Annotated in this window: 14 protein-coding genes; 9 read left to right on the forward strand and 5 right to left on the reverse strand. The window is 65.7% G+C overall.

Annotated features, from left to right (window positions below; genetic code table 11):
- Nucleotides 1-28 precede the first annotated feature (28 nt).
- Nucleotides 29-2929: a membrane-targeted effector domain-containing toxin gene (locus tag QMX96_RS15670; protein ID WP_282362034.1), complete on the reverse strand. Its 2901-nt coding sequence runs from the start codon at nt 2927-2929 to the stop codon at nt 29-31.
- Nucleotides 2930-3144: 215 nt separating this feature from the next.
- Here QMX96_RS15670 and QMX96_RS15675 point away from each other — a divergent pair, with 215 nt between their 5' ends.
- Complete coding sequence (locus QMX96_RS15675; protein ID WP_043860642.1) at nt 3145-4527, forward strand: multicopper oxidase family protein; 1383 nt, start codon at nt 3145-3147, stop codon at nt 4525-4527.
- Nucleotides 4527-5009 (forward strand): tRNA adenosine(34) deaminase TadA, encoded by a 483-nt coding sequence (gene tadA / locus QMX96_RS15680; protein WP_054915054.1) that lies wholly within the window; start codon nt 4527-4529, stop codon nt 5007-5009. The genes QMX96_RS15675 and tadA overlap by 1 nt, the downstream gene beginning before the upstream one ends.
- Before the next feature lie 84 nt (nt 5010-5093).
- Here the strand turns inward: tadA and mltF are convergent, their stop codons facing one another.
- Nucleotides 5094-6554, reverse strand: coding sequence for a membrane-bound lytic murein transglycosylase MltF (mltF, locus tag QMX96_RS15685; protein ID WP_058541455.1), 1461 nt, complete (start codon nt 6552-6554; stop codon nt 5094-5096).
- A 236-nt stretch (nt 6555-6790) separates the two neighbouring features.
- Between mltF and purL the strand changes: the two genes are divergently transcribed.
- Both purL and QMX96_RS15695 read left to right on the forward strand, forming a co-directional pair.
- Nucleotides 6791-10690, forward strand: coding sequence for a phosphoribosylformylglycinamidine synthase (gene purL, locus QMX96_RS15690; RefSeq protein ID WP_282362035.1), 3900 nt, complete (start codon nt 6791-6793; stop codon nt 10688-10690).
- Between the two features lie 2 nt (nt 10691-10692).
- On the forward strand, nt 10693-11004 hold the full coding sequence (locus tag QMX96_RS15695; RefSeq protein WP_054915053.1) for a YqfO family protein: 312 nt from the start codon (nt 10693-10695) through the stop codon (nt 11002-11004).
- Nucleotides 11005-11050: 46 nt separating this feature from the next.
- Here the strand turns inward: QMX96_RS15695 and QMX96_RS15700 are convergent, their stop codons facing one another.
- The 3 genes from QMX96_RS15700 to QMX96_RS15710 form a co-directional block, all read right to left on the reverse strand.
- Complete coding sequence (locus tag QMX96_RS15700) at nt 11051-13090, reverse strand: PhoX family phosphatase (RefSeq protein WP_282362036.1); 2040 nt, start codon at nt 13088-13090, stop codon at nt 11051-11053.
- A 123-nt stretch (nt 13091-13213) separates the two neighbouring features.
- Entirely contained in the window at nt 13214-13771 is a 558-nt protein-coding gene (locus QMX96_RS15705) for a L,D-transpeptidase family protein (protein ID WP_054915039.1), read from the reverse strand.
- A gap of 34 nt (nt 13772-13805) precedes the next feature.
- A complete protein-coding gene (locus QMX96_RS15710) occupies nt 13806-14354 on the reverse strand; it encodes an NUDIX hydrolase (protein WP_043863174.1) in 549 nt (182 codons plus the stop codon).
- A 131-nt stretch (nt 14355-14485) separates the two neighbouring features.
- On the opposite strand from QMX96_RS15710, the gene QMX96_RS15715 reads away from it, so the two are divergent.
- The 5 genes from QMX96_RS15715 (at nt 14486) to purT (ending at nt 17645) form a co-directional block, all read left to right on the forward strand.
- Nucleotides 14486-15085, forward strand: a complete 600-nt coding sequence (locus tag QMX96_RS15715) for a CoA pyrophosphatase (protein WP_043863175.1) — start codon at nt 14486-14488, stop codon at nt 15083-15085.
- 40 nt (nt 15086-15125) lie between these two features.
- The gene (locus QMX96_RS15720; RefSeq protein ID WP_054915036.1) at nt 15126-15650 is read left to right on the forward strand and encodes a gamma carbonic anhydrase family protein; all 525 of its coding nucleotides are present in this window, start codon (nt 15126-15128) and stop codon (nt 15648-15650) included.
- Nucleotides 15650-15862, forward strand: coding sequence for a DUF1289 domain-containing protein (locus QMX96_RS15725; protein ID WP_043863177.1), 213 nt, complete (start codon nt 15650-15652; stop codon nt 15860-15862). Before QMX96_RS15720 ends, QMX96_RS15725 begins: the two co-directional genes overlap by 1 nt.
- A 62-nt stretch (nt 15863-15924) precedes the next feature.
- Nucleotides 15925-16392: a VUT family protein gene (locus QMX96_RS15730; protein ID WP_043863178.1), complete on the forward strand. Its 468-nt coding sequence runs from the start codon at nt 15925-15927 to the stop codon at nt 16390-16392.
- A gap of 71 nt (nt 16393-16463) precedes the next feature.
- Nucleotides 16464-17645: a formate-dependent phosphoribosylglycinamide formyltransferase gene (gene purT, locus QMX96_RS15735; RefSeq protein ID WP_043863179.1), complete on the forward strand. Its 1182-nt coding sequence runs from the start codon at nt 16464-16466 to the stop codon at nt 17643-17645.
- Nucleotides 17646-17733: the final 88 nt, after the last annotated feature.

A 17733-nucleotide genomic window follows, 5' to 3' on the forward strand; every position in this document is an offset into this window, starting at 1 on the left:
AGGCAGCAAGCAAAGCTGGGCGGCGCCGTTACAGTGGCACGAAGGTCAGCCCGTTGGATGTCACCAGGGTCGACAGTTGCGCCAGGCTTGGCATGCGGCGCTTGTCCACGCGTGGCCAGCTCGCCCGATCGATGTAGTAGAACGTGCCGTCCCGTTGGATGGGGGTGTAGTGCAGCGTCAGGTCCTTGCTGCGGTGGATCATCTGCAAGGTCCCCTCCACCTGGGTGAAACTGAAGGAGCCGACAGCGCGCAGCTTTTCTTCCAGGGTGCGTGCCACGCCGTGTGCGGGAGCAATGGGCACCTGCAGCAGCAGGTCGCATTTGACCGCTGCCAGGTTGGCCGACTGGTCGGGTTGGATACCGGGGTCGACGCCGAATCGCACAGGCAGCCCGCACTCGATGTCTTCGATGCGCAGGCCGATGGCGCCCTGCAGCTCGGCAAGCCCTGGCACGCCGTCAAACGTGTTGGTGTGGGTGTTGCCCACGAAGGCGATCCACCTGCTGGGGTGCAGGGCCTGGTCTGCTGCAATGACCCGATGGGCAAAGAAGTTCATCATCTGTTGGCGGATCGGGCCCGGCGGGGTGGCCAGCCAGGCCTGACGATAGCTGGCCATGCAGTCGATGGCCTGGAGGCGGACCTGGTTGGCCTGTGCGGTGAACATCACCTGCTGGAAGGTATAGCGTCCGCTGCTGTCGGTGGCCTGGCTTCGGTCCAGTTCGGCCACATAGTCGCGCAGGTGCTGGCTCATGTTGCCTGTGCGGTTGAACGCATCGAGGTCGGCCTGGTGAAAGTCCGTCAGCAGATGCTCCAGGTACAGCACCTTGACCTTCTGCTTGCGCAGTTGCGCCATGTTGTCGATCAGAAAGCGTTTGCTGCCCAGGTGTGCGTGGCATTCGCCGATCACCACGCCGTCGCAGCGGGAGTAGCAACCACGCAAGATCTGCTTGGGCGCCGGGTTGCTTTCGAACAGCGGCAGTTGCGGGCGTGGCGGCAGCTCCACCGTGCTCAGGTACTCCCTGGCGTCGTTCAGCAGCTTGCTGCGCAGTGTGCGAAACAGGTCGCAGGCTTGTTCCAGGTGTGGCTGATTGGCCCGGTAGGTAATGCCGCTGAGCTGTTCGTCATCCACCGAACGCAGCTGTGCCTGCTGGCGCGGGAGCAGCTCGTAGGGCGTGGGGATACGTTCGGCAGGGGGTGGCGCGTAGTCGCTGCGGCCCCACAGTTTGAGGCGAAAGCGCGGTGTACCCCCCAGAAGGCGGCCCTGTGCGACGGGCTCCCACTGCTGTTGCGCAGTGAGCCGGATGGGCACGTTGCGGTAGAACGAAAAGGGCGCGTTCGGGTCGATCACCACCCAGCTCTTGAGCTCGCCCACGTACCGCACCTGGTAGGCGAAATCGCCGATCGCTACATAGAAACCGTCGGCCAGCGAGTAGATGCCCTGCATCTTGCCGACCCCGGGTTTTTCACCATCGAGCAGGGCATTGGTCTCGAAGGTGGCCAGGCGCTGGGAAGCCGGTGTCGGTCGCAGGGGGGCGGGTACCTGGGCGTCAATATCCTCGGCAGTGGCAAGGGGTTCGTCCTCGGCCTCCACATAGGGCTCGGCGACGGCGGGCACCTCGCCGTCGACCCGTATCGCTTCACCGGTCTCCTCGCCGAGCAGCGTCGCGTTGAACAGCGTGTCGATGGAGGCCAGTACGGCGCCGATGACGCCCGCCTGGCGCTCGGCAGTGGTATGGCCGTTGATCGCCTCGTCGATGGACAGGCCGGTCTCGCCAAGCCCTGCGCCCACGGCGGCCAGTGCAACCGGCCAGTCGAAGGCAGCCATCGCACCGGCGAACCGGGTAAAGGCGTGCAGGTCCGCCACCCACATCTGTTTGCGCAGGTCGGCGTTGGAGCGCAGGGCGAAGTGCGCGTCGTCGCTCATGCGCTGTCGCGCCGCATCGCGCAGGTAGCTGAATGCATCCTGGTCGACCGGCTTGTCCAGCAGGTTGATGGCATCGTGTGCGCTGCCGGCCCAGTTGGAGAACAGCAGGTCGATCAGATGCTCGAGCCCGACCCCGGCGGGGTTTTCGGCATGGCTGGACAACGCGAAGTGGGCCATCAGGCGCGCGCGGTTATCTGCGGCATTGGTGTTCTGCAGCACCCACCAGTAAAGCTGCGCAGGGTTGGCAAACAGGTGCAGGGCCGTGACCTCGCCGGGCATGTACAGCACCTGGTAGCCATCGGGCAGTACGGCACGCAGCATGTCGCTGGCGACGTAGCCACCGATGTCGAAGGCATGCAGGCGCACCCCCTGGTCGGGAACATGCGTTTGCTGCAGTTGTTCGAGGGTGGGCGGCCAGTCGGTGACGCCGGCCAGTGCCCGGGCCAGCAGGCGGTAGCGTTTGCGCTGTTCGGGCAGGTCTGCGTGTTCGCAGGCTTCCACTACCTTGCTCAGGAAGTTGGCCTTGGCCATGCTGCGAAACGCCTCTGCACTGTTGGCCCAGAACGCCTGCATCTTCTGCTTGAAGACCGAGCTGAAGTCGATCTGCCAGAAGTAGCGCAGCACATCGGCCGGTGCCATGGGGACTTCGTTGCGTTCGTCGAACACCCCGGCATGCGCGCCTTCGCGGTAGAAGCCGGTGCGGTAGCCGAGCAGGTCGGCGTTGTCCTGGTCGTTGGCGTCGAAGCGCTGCATCACCAGTTGCGGCAACGTCAGCGACTGGTAGGGCAGCTCACGGTGCTCCCAGCCGCTGAAGCTTCTGGGGTTGGACTGGGCCGCCTTGAAACGGTGCAGGTACACGGTGTCCGGATCGAGGCTGCTGCGGGCGAACTTCTTCAGGGCGTCGACGGCCACCTCACGGGCCATCTGGCGCATGTCCGGGCAGTTGACGACGAGCTGGCGCGCAATGTCCTGAAGCTGTGCGCGTTGTGGGTTGGGGGGCTGGGGCATGGCGATCCTTCCTTGGTCTGGGCCATGGCAGGATGGGCTGGCTCCAGCGGGCAGGTGCGGTAGATAGTGCTGCGCGGGTGGGTGCGGCATCGTGTGCCGCTGCCGGGGCAACTCTTCACTTAAAGTTTCGCAAATGCAGGTGTATCGTATTCGCCCTTACCGCCAGCCCGGTCATGGCTGGCAGGCTGTTTTCGCGATACGAGGTGCCTGTTCCGATGTCCTTTACCCGTCGACAAATGCTCAAGGGGCTGACTGGCCTGGTGGTGGTTGGCCTGGGCGCCGGGGGCGCCGCACGTTACTGGATGGGCAAGGTCGAGGACGAGCAGGCCGGGCATGACTATGAACTGATCGCCGCGCCGCTGGACGTCGAGCTGGTGGCCGGGCACACCACCCAGGCCTGGGCGTTCGGCCCGTCCGCGCCGGGCACCGAGCTGCGGGTGCGCCAGGGGCAGTGGCTGCGGGTGCGGTTCATCAACCACCTGCCGGTGGCCACCACCATCCACTGGCACGGTATCCGCCTGCCGCTGGAAATGGACGGCGTGCCCTACGTGTCGCAGCTGCCGGTGCTGCCGGGCGAGTACTTCGACTACAAGTTCCGCGTGCCGGATGCCGGCAGCTTCTGGTACCACCCCCACGTCAACAGCAGCGAAGAGCTGGGCCGCGGCCTGGTCGGCCCGCTGATCGTGGAGGAGCGCGAGCCCACCGGTTTCAAGCACGAGCGCACCCTGAGCCTGAAGAACTGGCACGTGGACGAGCAGGGCAACTTCGTCGAGTTCAGCGTGCCGCGCGAAGCGGCCCGTGGCGGCACCGCAGGGCGCCTGATCACCATCAACGGGCAGCCCGACGCGGTGGTGGAAATGCCCGCCGGGCAGATCGTGCGGGTGCGCCTGCTGAACCTGGACAACACCCTGACCTACCGCATCAACCTCAAGGGCGACTTCGAGGCGCGTATCTATGCGCTGGATGGCAACCCGATCACCCCGCGCCCATTGGGCAAGGACTACTGGCTGGGCCCCGGCATGCGCATCTGCCTGGCCATCCGCATGCCGGCAGCCGGTGAGGAGCTGTCGCTGCGCGATGGCTCGGTGCGCCTGGGCACCCTGCGTTCGGTGGCCAGCAGCGAGGCACCGGGCGACTGGCCACCGGCGCTGCCGGCCAACCCCATCGCCGAACCGGACCTGGCCAACGCCGAGAAGATCAACTTCAATTTCGAGTGGGTAGGCTCGGTGTCGGTCAATACCGAGAACGGCAAGCCGCCAAGCCTGTGGCAGATCAACGGGCAGGCCTGGGACATCACCGACAAGACCTGTTCCGACCGGCCGATCGCCACCTTGAAGAAGGGCAAGAGCTACATCTTCGAGCTCAAGAACATGACCCAGTACCAGCACCCGATCCACCTGCACGGCATGAGTTTCAAGGTGCTCAGCTCCAATCGCCACAAGATCCCGGAGCAGTACTTCACCGACACCTACCTGCTGGGCAAGAACGAGCGGGCGCAGGTGGCGCTGGTGGCGGATAACCCCGGTACCTGGATGTTCCATTGCCACGTGATCGATCACATGGAAACCGGCCTGATGGCCGCCATCGAGGTGGCGTGATGCGTCAGCCGCAGATCATCGACCGCAGCCGCGACCAGCACTTCATGCGCCTGGCGCTGGAGCTGGCGGCGCAGGGGGCGGCGTTGGGCGAGGTGCCGGTGGGCGCGGTGCTGGTGCAGCACGGCGAGGTGATCGGGCAGGGCTTCAACTGCCCGATCAGCGGCAGCGACCCCAGCGCGCACGCCGAAATGGTGGCCATTCGCGCGGCGGCGCAGGCGGCCAGCAACTACCGGCTGCCGGGCAGCACGCTGTATGTGACGCTGGAGCCGTGCAGCATGTGCGCCGGGCTGATCGTGCATTCGCGGGTCAACCGCGTTGTGTTCGGGGCCCTGGAGCCCAAGGCCGGGATCGTGCAGAGCCAGGGGCAATTCTTTACCCAGGGGTTTCTGAACCACCGGGTGCTGTTCGAGGGCGGGGTGCTGGCCGAGGAGTGCGGGGCGATTCTGACCGAGTTCTTCAGGGCTCGGCGGGCCAAGGCCTGATAACCGTGGTGTGACCATCGCGGGTCAAGCCCGCTCCCCCGTTGTTGCGGGAGCGGGCTTGGCCCGCGATACAGGCGCTGCAAACTAGAGCGGCGGCGAAGCGTCGGCCGGCTTGGTCTTGTTGACCCCCGGCACATGCAGGTTGCCTTCGGCCACCTGGCTGCCCTCCAGCTGCGGCTGGGTCACCCAGGTCAGGATGTCGTAGTAGCGCCGGATGTTGGCCACGAAATGTACCGGCTCGCCGCCACGGGCATAGCCGTAGCGGGTCTTGCTGTACCACTGCTTCTGCGACAGGCGCGGCAGCATCTTCTTCACGTCCAGCCACTTGTTCGGGTTCAGCCCCTCGCGCTTGGCCAGCTTGCGTGCATCGTCCAGGTGGCCGCTGCCCACGTTGTAGGCGGCCAGGGCAAACCAGGTGCGGTCCGGCTCCTCGATGTCGTCATCGAGCTCCTTCTTCACATGCATGAAATACTTGGCCCCGCCCTCGATGCTCTGGCGCGGGTCGAGCCGGTTGGACACGCCCATGGCCTGGGCGGTGCGCTGGGTCAGCATCATCAGCCCGCGCACGCCGGTCTTGGAGGTGACCTCGGCCTGCCACATCGACTCCTGGTAACCGATCGCCGCCAGCAGGCGCCAGTCCACCTGTTCCTTCTTGGCCGAGGTCTTGAAGTGGTTCTCGTAGCGCGGCAGGCGCTGCTGCAGGTGCTGGGCGAAGGTGTAGGCGCCGACATAGCCGAGCACGTCCACGTGGCCGTAGTAGCGGTCCTTGAGCCGTTGCAGGGTGCCGTTCTTGTGCACCTTGTCGATGAATTCGTTGATTTCGTTGAGCAGGCTGTTGTCTTCGCCGGCCGCCACCGCCCAGCGCTGGTCGCGCCCGTCGCCCAGGTCGAAGGCGACCCGCACGTTGGGGAAGTACACCTGGTTCATCGCCACTTCGTTGGAGTCGACCAGGGTCAGGTCGATCTGGCCCTCGTCGACCATGCGCAGCAGGTCGACCACCTCGACCTGGTCGGATTCTTCATATTGCAGGGCCGGGTACTGTTTTTTCAGCTCTGCCAGCTGTTCGGCATGGCTGCTGCCCTTGAGTACCAGAATGCGCTTGCCGACCAGGTCGCCGGCGTCGGTGGGGCGGGGCTTGCCGTTGCGGTAGATGATCTGCGGGGTGACTTCGAGATACGGGTGGGAAAAACGTACCTGCTGCTTGCGCTGCTCGCTGCTTACCAGGCCCGCTGCCGCCAGCACCGGGCCGTTCGGCTGGCCGAGCTGGTTGAACAGGTCGTCGAGGTTTTCGGCGGTCTCGATCTGCAGCTTCACGCCCAGGTCGTCGGCAAAGCGCTGGACCAGCTCGTACTCGAAGCCGGTTTCGCCGTTGCGGTCCTGGAAGTAGGTGGCCGGGCTGTTGCGGGTGATCACGCGCAGCACGCCGTCCTCCTTGACACGCTCCAGGGTGCTGGGTTTTTCAACACAGGCACCGAGCATCAGGAAGAGTCCGGTTGCGATGAGCCATTTGGCACAACGCTGGCGCAAAGCAGTCTGGGCAAACATAGGGTGCAGTATACGCAAAGGACCTGCCGCGCCATATCTCGACAACATCCGGCTTGTCTGCTAGCACAGCCCGATAAAACCGCGTCGGGACGGGTTTTTGTCATCTCGTGAAGCACTCTTGTCGGCTTGCCGACATTCGGCCTGTCGCCGATGCAGCGTTTCGGGTGCCGTCGGCGGCGGTTTAGGCTAGAATGCACGGCCTCTAAGCACACCCCCTTCCTGAGGCTGTCCCGACGATGTTGATCCTGCGCGGCGCTCCTGCCCTTTCTGCCTTTCGCCACGGTAAATTACTCGAGCAACTGAGCCAGAAAGTCCCCGCTGTTAGTGGTTTGTACACTGAATTCGCCCATTTCGCCGAGGTTGACGGCGAGCTGAGTGCCGACCAACAGCATGTGCTCGCGCGCCTGCTCAAGTACGGCCCGAGCGTGCCGGTACAGGAGCCCAGCGGTCGCCTGTTCCTGGTCATGCCGCGTTTCGGCACCATCTCGCCCTGGTCGAGCAAGGCCAGCGACATCGCCCACAACTGCGGCCTGGAGAACGTCAAGCGCCTGGAGCGTGGTACTGCCTTCTATGTCGGCGGTGAACTGAGCGAGGCCGATGTGGCCGCCGTTGCCGAGCTGCTGCACGACCGCATGACCCAGATCGTGCTGGGCAGGCTCGAAGAGGCCGCCGGCCTGTTCAGCCATGCCGAACCCAAGCCGCTGACCGCCGTCGACATCCTCGGCGGTGGCCGCGCCGCGCTGGAAAAAGCCAACGTCGAGCTGGGCCTGGCCCTGGCCGAAGACGAGATCGACTACCTGGTCACCAGCTTCCAGGGCCTCAAGCGCAACCCGCACGACATCGAACTGATGATGTTCGCCCAGGCCAACTCCGAGCACTGCCGCCACAAGATCTTCAACGCCAGTTGGGATATCGACGGCCAGAGCCAGGAAAAAAGCCTGTTCGGCATGATCAAGAACACCTACCAGATGCACAGCGAAGGCGTGCTGTCCGCTTACAAGGACAACGCCTCGGTGATCGTCGGTTCCACCGCCGGGCGCTTCTTCCCGAACCCTGAAACCCGCCAGTACGGCGCGGTGCAGGAGCCGGTGCACATCCTGATGAAGGTCGAGACCCACAACCACCCGACCGCCATCGCGCCGTTCCCGGGGGCCTCTACCGGTTCCGGCGGCGAGATCCGCGACGAAGGTGCCACCGGTCGCGGCGCCAAGCCCAAGGCCGGCCTCACCGGCTTCACCGTGTCCAACCTGCAGATCCCGGGCTTCGAACAGCCTTGGGAAAAGCCCTACGGCAAGCCGGAGCGCATCGTCACCGCGCTGGACATCATGATCGAAGGCCCGCTGGGCGGCGCGGCGTTCAACAATGAGTTCGGGCGCCCGGCACTGACCGGTTACTTCCGTACCTTCGAGCAGTCGATCAACACCCCCCACGGCGAAGAAGTGCGCGGCTACCACAAGCCGATCATGCTCGCCGGCGGCATGGGCAACATCCGCGAAGGCCATGTGCAGAAGGGCGAGATCACCGTCGGCGCCAAGCTGATCGTGCTCGGCGGCCCGGCCATGCTGATCGGCCTGGGCGGCGGTGCTGCCTCGTCGATGGCCACCGGCGCCAGCTCTGCCGACCTCGATTTCGCCTCGGTACAGCGCGAAAACCCGGAAATGGAACGCCGCTGCCAGGAGGTCATCGACCGCTGCTGGCAGCTGGGCGATGCCAACCCCATCGCGTTCATCCATGACGTCGGCGCGGGCGGCCTGTCCAACGCCTTCCCCGAGCTGGTCAACGACGGCGGCCGTGGCGGTCGTTTCGAGCTGCGCAACGTGCCCAACGACGAGCCGGGCATGGCGCCGCTGGAAATCTGGAGCAACGAGTCCCAGGAACGCTACGTGCTGGCGGTCGACGCCAAGGACCTGGAGCGTTTCACCGCCATCTGCGAACGCGAGCGCTGCCCGTTCGCGGTGGTCGGCGAAGCCACTGCCGAACCGCAACTGACCGTCACCGACAGCCACTTCGGCAACAGCCCGGTGGACATGCCGCTGGAAGTGCTGCTGGGCAAGGCCCCGCGCATGCACCGTTCGGTCAGCCGCGAAGCCGAGCTGGGCGACGATTTCGACCCGAGCACCCTGGACCTCGCCGACTCGGTACAGCGCGTGCTGCGCCACCCGGCCGTGGCCAGCAAGAACTTCCTGATCACCATCGGTGACCGCACCATCACCGGCCTGGTCGCCCGCGACCAGATGGTCGGTCCATGGCAGGTCCCGGTGGCCGACGTGGCCGTCACCGCCACCAGCTTCGACGTGTACACCGGCGAAGCCATGGCCATGGGCGAGCGCACCCCGCTGGCCCTGCTTGACGCCCAGGCGTCCGGGCGCATGGCGATCGGCGAGACCCTGACCAACATGGCGGCCTCGCGCATCGGCAAGCTGTCCGACATCAAGCTGTCGGCCAACTGGATGTCGGCTGCCGGCCACCCCGGTGAAGACGCGCGCCTGTACGACGCGGTCAAGGCCGTGGGCATGGAACTGTGCCCCGAGCTGGGCCTGACCATTCCGGTGGGCAAGGACTCGATGTCCATGAAGACCCGCTGGGAAGATGAAGGTCGCGAGAAGACCGTGACCTCGCCGATGTCGCTGATCGTGACCGGCTTTGCCCCGGTTACCGACATCCGCAAGACCCTGACCCCGCAACTGCGCATGGACAAGGGCGAAACCGACCTGATCCTGATCGACCTGGGTCGCGGCCAGAACCGCATGGGCGCCTCGATCCTGGCCCAGACCCACGGCAAGCTCGCCAGCCAGGCACCGGACGTCGACGACGCCGAAGACCTCAAGGCGTTCTTCGCGGTGATCCAGGGCCTGAACGCCGACGGTCACCTGCTGGCCTACCACGACCGCTCCGACGGCGGCCTGCTGGCCACCGCGCTGGAAATGGCCTTCGCCGGCCATTGCGGGCTGAACCTGGAACTGGACACCCTGACCGGCAAGCGCGAGAAAGTCGCGGCCATCCTCTTCAACGAAGAGCTGGGTGCGGTGATCCAGGTGCGCCAGGACGCCACCCCGGACGTGCTGGCCCAGTTCAGCGCCGCTGGCCTTGGCGAAGACTGCGTGGCGGTGATCGGCAAGCCGGTCAATTGTGCCGACGTGGCCATCAGCCTGAACGGCGAAGTGCTGTTCACCGGCGACCGCCGCCTGCTGCAGCGCCAGTGGGCCGAGACCAGCTACCAGATCCAGCGCCTGCGCGACAACGCCGACTGCGCCGACCAGGAGTTCGACGGCCTGCTCGAGGAAGACAACCCGGGCCTGAGCGTCAAGCTGGGCTTCGACGTCAACCACGACATCGCGGCGCCTTACATCAAGAAGGGCATTCGCCCACAGGTGGCGGTACTGCGCGAGCAGGGCGTCAACGGCCAGGTGGAAATGGCTGCGGCGTTCGACCGTGCCGGCTTCAACGCCATCGACGTGCACATGAGCGATATCCTCGCCGGTCGCGTCGACCTGAACGAGTTCAAGGGCATGGTTGCCTGCGGCGGCTTCTCCTACGGTGACGTGCTGGGTGCCGGTGAAGGCTGGGCCAAGTCGGCGCTGTTCAACAGCCGCGCCCGCGACGCCTTCCAGGGCTTCTTCGAGCGTAGCGACAGCTTCACCCTGGGTGTGTGCAACGGTTGCCAGATGATGTCCAACCTGCACGAGCTGATCCCGGGCAGCGAGTTCTGGCCGCACTTCGTGCGTAACCGCTCCGAGCAGTTCGAGGCGCGCGTGGCGATGGTCCAGGTGCAGGAGTCCAACTCGATCTTCCTGCAGGGCATGGCCGGTTCGCGCATGCCGATCGCCATTGCGCACGGTGAAGGGCATGCCGAGTTCGCCAGCGAAGAGGCACTGCTGGAAGCCGACCTGTCCGGTTGCGTGGCCCTGCGTTTCGTCGACAACCACGGCAAGGTCACCGAGACCTACCCGGCCAACCCGAACGGTTCGCCGCGCGGGATCACCGGCCTGACCAGCCGCGACGGGCGCGTTACCATCATGATGCCGCACCCTGAGCGGGTATTCCGTGCGGTGCAGAACTCGTGGCGCCCGGATGACTGGAACGAAGACGCCGCCTGGATGCGCATGTTCCGCAACGCGCGGGCCTGGGTGAACTGAGGGTGTTCAAACTCGCCTTCTTCGTGCCGCCCAGCCATGTGGAGCAGGTCAAGGCCGCTGTGTTCGCCGCCGGTGGCGGACGCATCGGCGCCTACGACAGCTGTGCGTGGCAGGTGCTGGGCCAGGGCCAGTTCCGTCCGTTGAGCGGCAGCCAGCCGTTCATCGGGCAGAGCGGGGTGGTCGAGCAGGTCGAGGAGTGGCGGGTCGAGCTGGTGGTGGACGATGCGCTGGTGGGGCCGGTAGTCGCGGCCCTGAAGGCGAGCCACCCCTACGAGACCCCGGCCTACGAGGTCTGGCAGCTCGCTGATTTCTGAGGGTCGTGGGGCATGCCCCACCTCCCTTCGAGCAGTCCCCTGCTGCTCAGACGCCTATCTCCCCCCCATCATTGCGCTGAATCACCACCGTCGCCGCACGTGGTCGCACCTTTCTGCCGGCCGGCGTTGCCGTGGTCGCTACATCGGTGCTGGGCCAGTTGGCCGGGTGCTGGATGTTGACGAACATCGAGCGGTTGTCCGGAGTGAACGCAATCCCTGTCACCTCACACCCATTGGGCCCCACGAAGAAGCGACGCAGGTTCAGGGCGTTGTCCGCGTTGATCGGGCTGCGCTTGCCCTGGGCATCGAGCAACAGGTCCGGGATCACGGCAAGCACCTGGTCGTTGGTGTAGTCGCTCACGCTCGGTTCGCTGTTGTCGGTCTCGAACCAGAGGATACCGCGGCTATCGAAACTCATGCCGTCGGGGCTGGCGAACTGGTTGTGTTCGGTCAGGCCGGAGCGGTTGATGTCGGCGCTGGCCGCAGCATTGGCGCCGAACACGAAGATGTCCCAAGTGAAGCTCAGCTGATCCGTGCCGTCGTGCCAGCGGATGATGTGACCGTGCTTGTTAGGCCCCCGCGGGTTGGCCTGGTCGACGCTGGTCGGGGTGCGCTGGCTGTTGTTGGTCAGGCTCAGGTAGGCGTCGCCGTTGAGCGGGTTGACTGTGGTCCACTCCGGGCGGTCCATCGGCGTGGCGCCCAATGCATCGGCTGCGCCACGGGTATTGAGGATGATGCCCGGCAGGTCGCCGTAGAGGGCGCCAAGGGTCTTGCCATCGATGGTGGGCGAGGCAGCATCGAGCAGCAGCCACTGGCCGCTGCCGTCGGCATCGAAGCGCGCCACGTACAGCTTGCCCTGGTCCATGTACTTGGCGCCGATGGCCAGGCGGTCGTGCGGGGTGGCATCGGCCGGGTCCCAGGGCGCGCTGGAGACGAATTTGTAGAGGTATTCGTTGTTCGAGTCGTCACCCATGTAGAACACCACCGGTTGGCCTGCCACCGCCAGGCCGGGGCAGCAGCCCTCGTGGCGAAAACGTCCCAGGGCGGTGCGTTTGACCGCGCGGCGACTGGCGTCGTACGGGTCGATTTCGACGATATAGCCAAACGTGCTGGCTTCATTGCGATAGTCGTCGGTGGCCGACGTACCGCGTGGGGTGATGTCGAAGCGGGCGAATTCGTCGTCCACTTCGTCCGCTGCGCCGGCGGCGGTTTCCCACTTGTACAGGCTTGTCCCGGTGCTGACGCCCAGGCGCTGCTGATCGGCCGGCAGCGTAGTGGTCGTATTGATGAAGATACCTGGCCAGTTCTCCTCGCAGGTCAGGTAGGTGCCCCATGGGGTGTGGCCGTTACCGCAGTTGTTGTTGGTGCCGCGCGACTGCGTGCCGTTTCTGGAGAACGCGGTCTTGACGTGATCGGTGCCGCGCAGCGGGCCGGCCAGGTCCATCACGCTGGCGCTGGTGAAGCGGCGGTTGAGCGGATCGTTGTCGACCACCTGCCAGCGCCCGCCGCGCTTGTTCAGGCGCACGACGCCGGCGCCGTGGGCGTTGATCTCCTTGCGCACCTCCTCGGGCGGCCGCTTGCCGGTAGCGTCCAGGGTGGGGCCGGCAGGATGCAGGGCCTGGGCATCGATGTATTCGAAGTTGATTGCCAGCAGACCGTCGTCGGAGCTGCCACCGATGGGGAAGAAATGCATGCCGTCGTGGTGCATGCCCATGGCGTTTGCCTGGTCTTCGGCGCTGTTGCTGCCGTCGGCCTGCCAGGGTTTAGCGGCGCTGTTCAACGGGGTACCCCATGGTGCCAGCACATAGGCGCTGTAGCCGGCGGCCACTGTGCAGGCATCGGTGCGCGAGCCGGGGATCGAGTCGAAACCGAGCGCCAGCGGCGACGAGGCGGTAGGGGCGGCGGCTTTGTCCGCGGCGTAGCTGTCGAAACAGCCACCTAGGCCTGCACCGGCAATCATCGCGATGGCTGCGCCCAGGCTGCCGCGCACCACGCTGCGGCGGCTCAGATACATGTCCAGTACGGACGTCATCGGCAGGTTGCCACTGGCGTTGCGGTCCAGGTTGTCGCCGGTGTCTCGACTCATTGCTTCATATCCTTCAGCTGAAGTGGCGTCATGCAGACCGGCACTTTAGAAGGCGAATATGACGATTTAGGGGCGCTTTGATGACAGCCGGCACTGCGGCCGGCTGTTGATCCGGGGCAGGGGTCAGGGCCGAATCTCGATCAGCGTGCCGTCGCTGACCAGGTTCCACACTTCGCGCATGTCGCGGTTGGTCATGGCGATGCAGCCTTCGGTCCAGTCCAGGGTGTGGAACAGTGCCTCGGGGTAGTCCGCACTGTCCGGGGTGCCGTGGATCATGATCATGCTGCCCGGCTTCACCCCTTCGCGGCGGGCACGGGCCGAGTCGCTGACATTGGGGTAGGAAACGTGGATGGCCAGGTTGTAACGGTCGGATACCTTGCGCCAGTCGAGCCAGTACAGCCCCTCGGGCGTGCGCTTGTCGCCCTCGCGCAGCTTGGCACCGGTGGGCTGCTTGCCCAGCGAGATGCGGTAGCTCTTCATCGAGGTGTCGCCGCTCATCAGTTGCAGGCGGCGTTCGGACTTGATCACCAGCACCTTGTCGATCAACGGGGCGCCGGAGGGGGTGGGCGCCGGGGTCGAGGGCGTCACCTGGCCAAGCGGTTTTCGCACAATGGTTTCGGTGAACGCCGCCTGGGACACCGACGCCACACCGAGGCAGAAGAGGGCAAGCAACCAGCGCATGAAACGGTATCCCTGAAAGTGGCGACGTTGGGGTTCAAGTGAGCGGTTCGACCCGCGGGGACAGGCATTCGGTGCGTACCGGGTAATGCTGCCCCTGGCGGTCGAGATAGTAGCATTCTAGGGCACGACTCACGGTCCTGAAAGCCAGCTCGTCCCAGGGGATCTCGCTTTCCTCGAACAGGCGCACTTCCAGGCTCTCGACGCCCACCGCAAATGCCAGGTCGGCCAGCTCGGCGCGGTAGAACACGTGCACCTGGTTGATGTGCGGCAGGTCGAACAGCTGGTACAGGGCCATCGGCCCCAGGCGCGCGCAGGCTTCCTCGTCGGCCTCGCGGCGTGCGGCGTGTTCCATGGTCTCGCCGTTTTCCATGAAGCCGGCCGGCAGGGTCCAGTAGCCACGCCGCGGCTCGATGGCGCGTCGGCACAGCAGCACCTGGCTGCCATGGCTGGGCAGCACGCCGGCGACGATATTGGGGTTCTGGTAATGGATGGTATGGCAATGATCGCAGACATGACGCAGGCGGTTGTCGCCGTCGGGGATGCGATGAGTGACCGGTTTGCCGCACGCACTGCAGTAATTCATGCTTATCTTCCTGGTGGCTGCGCCTATCTTCGCGCCAGTGCGCGCAGGCCCGCAAGCGCGATTGTCGCGGGGGCTTGGGCGGGCTGCGCCTTTGGTGCATCATGCAGAGACCCGACAGAACGAGAGAGACCATGCTGGACGAGTTACTTCGCCGAATGAGCAGTCACACGCCGGGCACCCTGGAGACCGATCGTCGGTTCCCCGAGGCTGCCGTGTTATTGCCCATCACCCGCAGCGAGTCGCCCGAACTGGTGCTGACCCTGCGCGCCAAGGGGCTCTCGACCCATGGCGGCGAAGTGGCCTTCCCCGGCGGGCGGCGAGACCCCGAAGACCCGGACCTGGTGTTCACCGCGCTGCGCGAGGCCGAGGAGGAAATCGGCCTGCCGCCCGGGCTGGTCGAAGTCATCGGCCCGCTGAGCCCGCTGGTTTCGTTGCACGGGCTGAAGGTCACGCCGTTTGTCGGGCTGATTCCCGACTATGTCGAGTACCGCGCCAACGATGCCGAGATTGCCGCGGTGTTCAGCGTGCCGCTGGAGTTCTTCCGCCAGGACCCGCGCGACCATACCCACCGCATCGACTACCAGGGCCGCAGCTGGTACGTGCCCAGCTACCGTTTCGGCGAGTACAAGATCTGGGGCCTGTCGGCGATCATGATCGTCGAGCTGGTCAACCTGCTTTACGATGCGCGCATCAGCCTGCACCATCCGCCTGAGCGCACCCCTACAAGATGAGCGGGCCCACCCGCCGCCTTCCCACCGTGAGGAACCACGCATGAAATACCGTCTGGGCGACCTGCGCGTCGAAACCCACCCACAGAGCTGGGTAGCGCCCACCGCCACGCTGATCGGCAAGGTACGCCTGCAGGCGGGGGCCAACGTCTGGTTCGGCGCGGTGCTGCGCGGCGACAACGAGCTGATCGACATCGGCGAGAACAGCAACGTGCAGGACGGTACGGTGATGCACACCGACATGGGCTGGCCACTGACCCTGGGCAAGGGCGTGACGGTCGGCCACAACGCCATGCTGCATGGCTGCACGGTCGGCGACTACAGCCTGGTGGGCATCGGTGCGGTGATCCTCAATGGTGCGCGCATCGGCAAGCACTGCATCATCGGCGCCAATGCGCTGGTGCCCGAGGGGCGCGAGATTCCCGATGGTTCGCTGGTGGTCGGCTCGCCGGGCAAGGTGGTGCGCGAACTGACCCCGGCGCAGCAGCAACTGCTCGAGGCCAGCGCTGCCCACTATGTGCACAACGCCCAGCGCTATGCCCGTGACCTTGTACCCCAGGAGGACTGATGAGCAGCCCTGAACGACCGGTGGCCTCGCCTTGCGTGCACATCTGCGCGCTGGACGAGCAGGATATCTGCACCGGCTGCCAGCGCACCGCCAGCGAGATCACGCGCTGGGGCCGCATGGCCAACGACGAACGGCGCCAGGTGCTGGTGCTGTGCCATGAGCGCGCCGTGGCGGCGGGGCTGGTGATGACGGTGGGCAAGGCCGCCGGCTGATCCCGGGCTTGGCCGTGCGGGGGCACTCAAGTACCCTGTACGGCTTGCCAACCGGTGTTTCTATGTTCTTTCTGATTGCTTATATCGCCAGCGTGGTGCTGATCAACTACGCGTTCTCCAGTGCCCCGCACCTGGACGTCATCTGGTCCGCCTGGGGCGGGCTGGTGTTCATCCTGCGCGACATGGTGCAGACCCGCTTCGGCCACGGCGCCCTGCTGGCCATGCTTGGCGCCCTGGTGCTGTCCTATATCACCTCCGAGCCTGCCATCGCCCTGGCCAGCGCCACCGCGTTCGCGGTATCGGAGCTGATCGACTGGCTGGTGTTCAGCATCACCAAGCGCCCGTTGCATGACCGCCTGTGGCTCAGCTCGGCGCTGAGCATCCCGCTGGATACCTTCATCTTCTTCGGCATGATCGGCGCACTGACCCCGGCCGTGGTCGGTACCGCGCTGGGCTCCAAGTTCGCCGGGGTGACGGTGGTGTGGCTGGCGATGGCCTGGCGCGCACGCAAGAACGCCTGCGCCATGTAAAATGGCGCTTCTTTTCACCGGGTTGCACCGTGCTGGGGCGGCCCTGGATTCCTTCCCTCTGAGGACCTGAGATGACCCGTATCGGAACCCCCTTGTCGCCGACCGCGACCCGAGTACTGCTGTGTGGCTGTGGCGAACTGGGCAAGGAAGTGGTGATCGAGCTGCAACGCCTGGGCGTTGAAGTGATTGCCGTGGACCGTTACGCCGATGCCCCGGCCATGCAGGTGGCGCACCGCAGCCACGTGATCAACATGCTCGATGGCGCCGCCCTGCGCGCAGTGATCGAGGCCGAGCAGCCGCACTACATCGTGCCGGAAATCGAAGCCATCGCCACCGCCACCCTGGTGGAGCTGGAAGCCGAAGGCTTTACCGTGGTGCCGACCGCACGCGCCGCGCAGCTGACCATGAACCGCGAGGGCATCCGCCGCCTGGCCGCCGAGGAGCTGGACCTGCCAACCTCGCCTTACCACTTTGCCGACACCTTCGAAGACTACCGCAAGGCCGTCGAAGACCTCGGCTTCCCGTGTGTGGTCAAGCCGGTGATGAGCTCGTCGGGCAAGGGCCAGAGCCTGCTCAAGGGCGTCGATGACGTGCAGGCTGCGTGGGACTATGCCCAGGAAGGCGGGCGTGCCGGCAAGGGCCGGGTCATCATCGAGGGCTTCATCGACTTCGAGTACGAGATCACCCTGCTCACCGTGCGCCATGTGGGCGGCACCACCTTCTGCGCGCCGGTCGGGCATCGCCAGGAGAAGGGCGATTATCAGGAGTCGTGGCAACCGCAGGCGATGAGCCCCAAGGCGCTGGCCGAGTCCGAGCGCGTGGCGCGTGCGGTGACCGAGGCCCTGGGTGGTCGCGGCATGTTCGGCGTGGAGCTGTTCGTCAAGGGCGACCAGGTGTGGTTCAGCGAAGTCTCGCCGCGCCCGCACGACACTGGCCTGGTGACCCTGATCTCCCAGGACCTGTCGCAGTTCGCGCTGCATGCGCGGGCGATCCTGGGCCTGCCGATTCCGCTGATTCGCCAGTTCGGGCCGTCGGCTTCGGCAGTGATTCTGGTGGAAGGCACTTCGCAGCAGACCGCCTTCGCCAACCTCGGCGCGGCGCTGAGCGAGCCGGACACGGCGCTGCGCCTGTTCGGCAAGCCAGAAGTGAATGGCCAGCGGCGCATGGGCGTGTGCCTGGCGCGTGACGAGTCGATCGAAGCCGCGCGGGCCAAGGCGACCCGGGCTTCGCAGGCAGTCAGCGTAGAGCTGTAAGGCTTCGATACTTCATCGCGGGTCAGGCCCGCTCCCACAGGGGCAGTGATGATGCCTGTGGGAGCGGGCCTGACCCGCGATAGCTGCG

Origin of the sequence: Pseudomonas sp. PS01300, assembly GCF_029960155.1 — a bacterium.
In the GTDB taxonomy this organism is placed as follows: domain Bacteria; phylum Pseudomonadota; class Gammaproteobacteria; order Pseudomonadales; family Pseudomonadaceae; genus Aquipseudomonas; species Aquipseudomonas palmensis.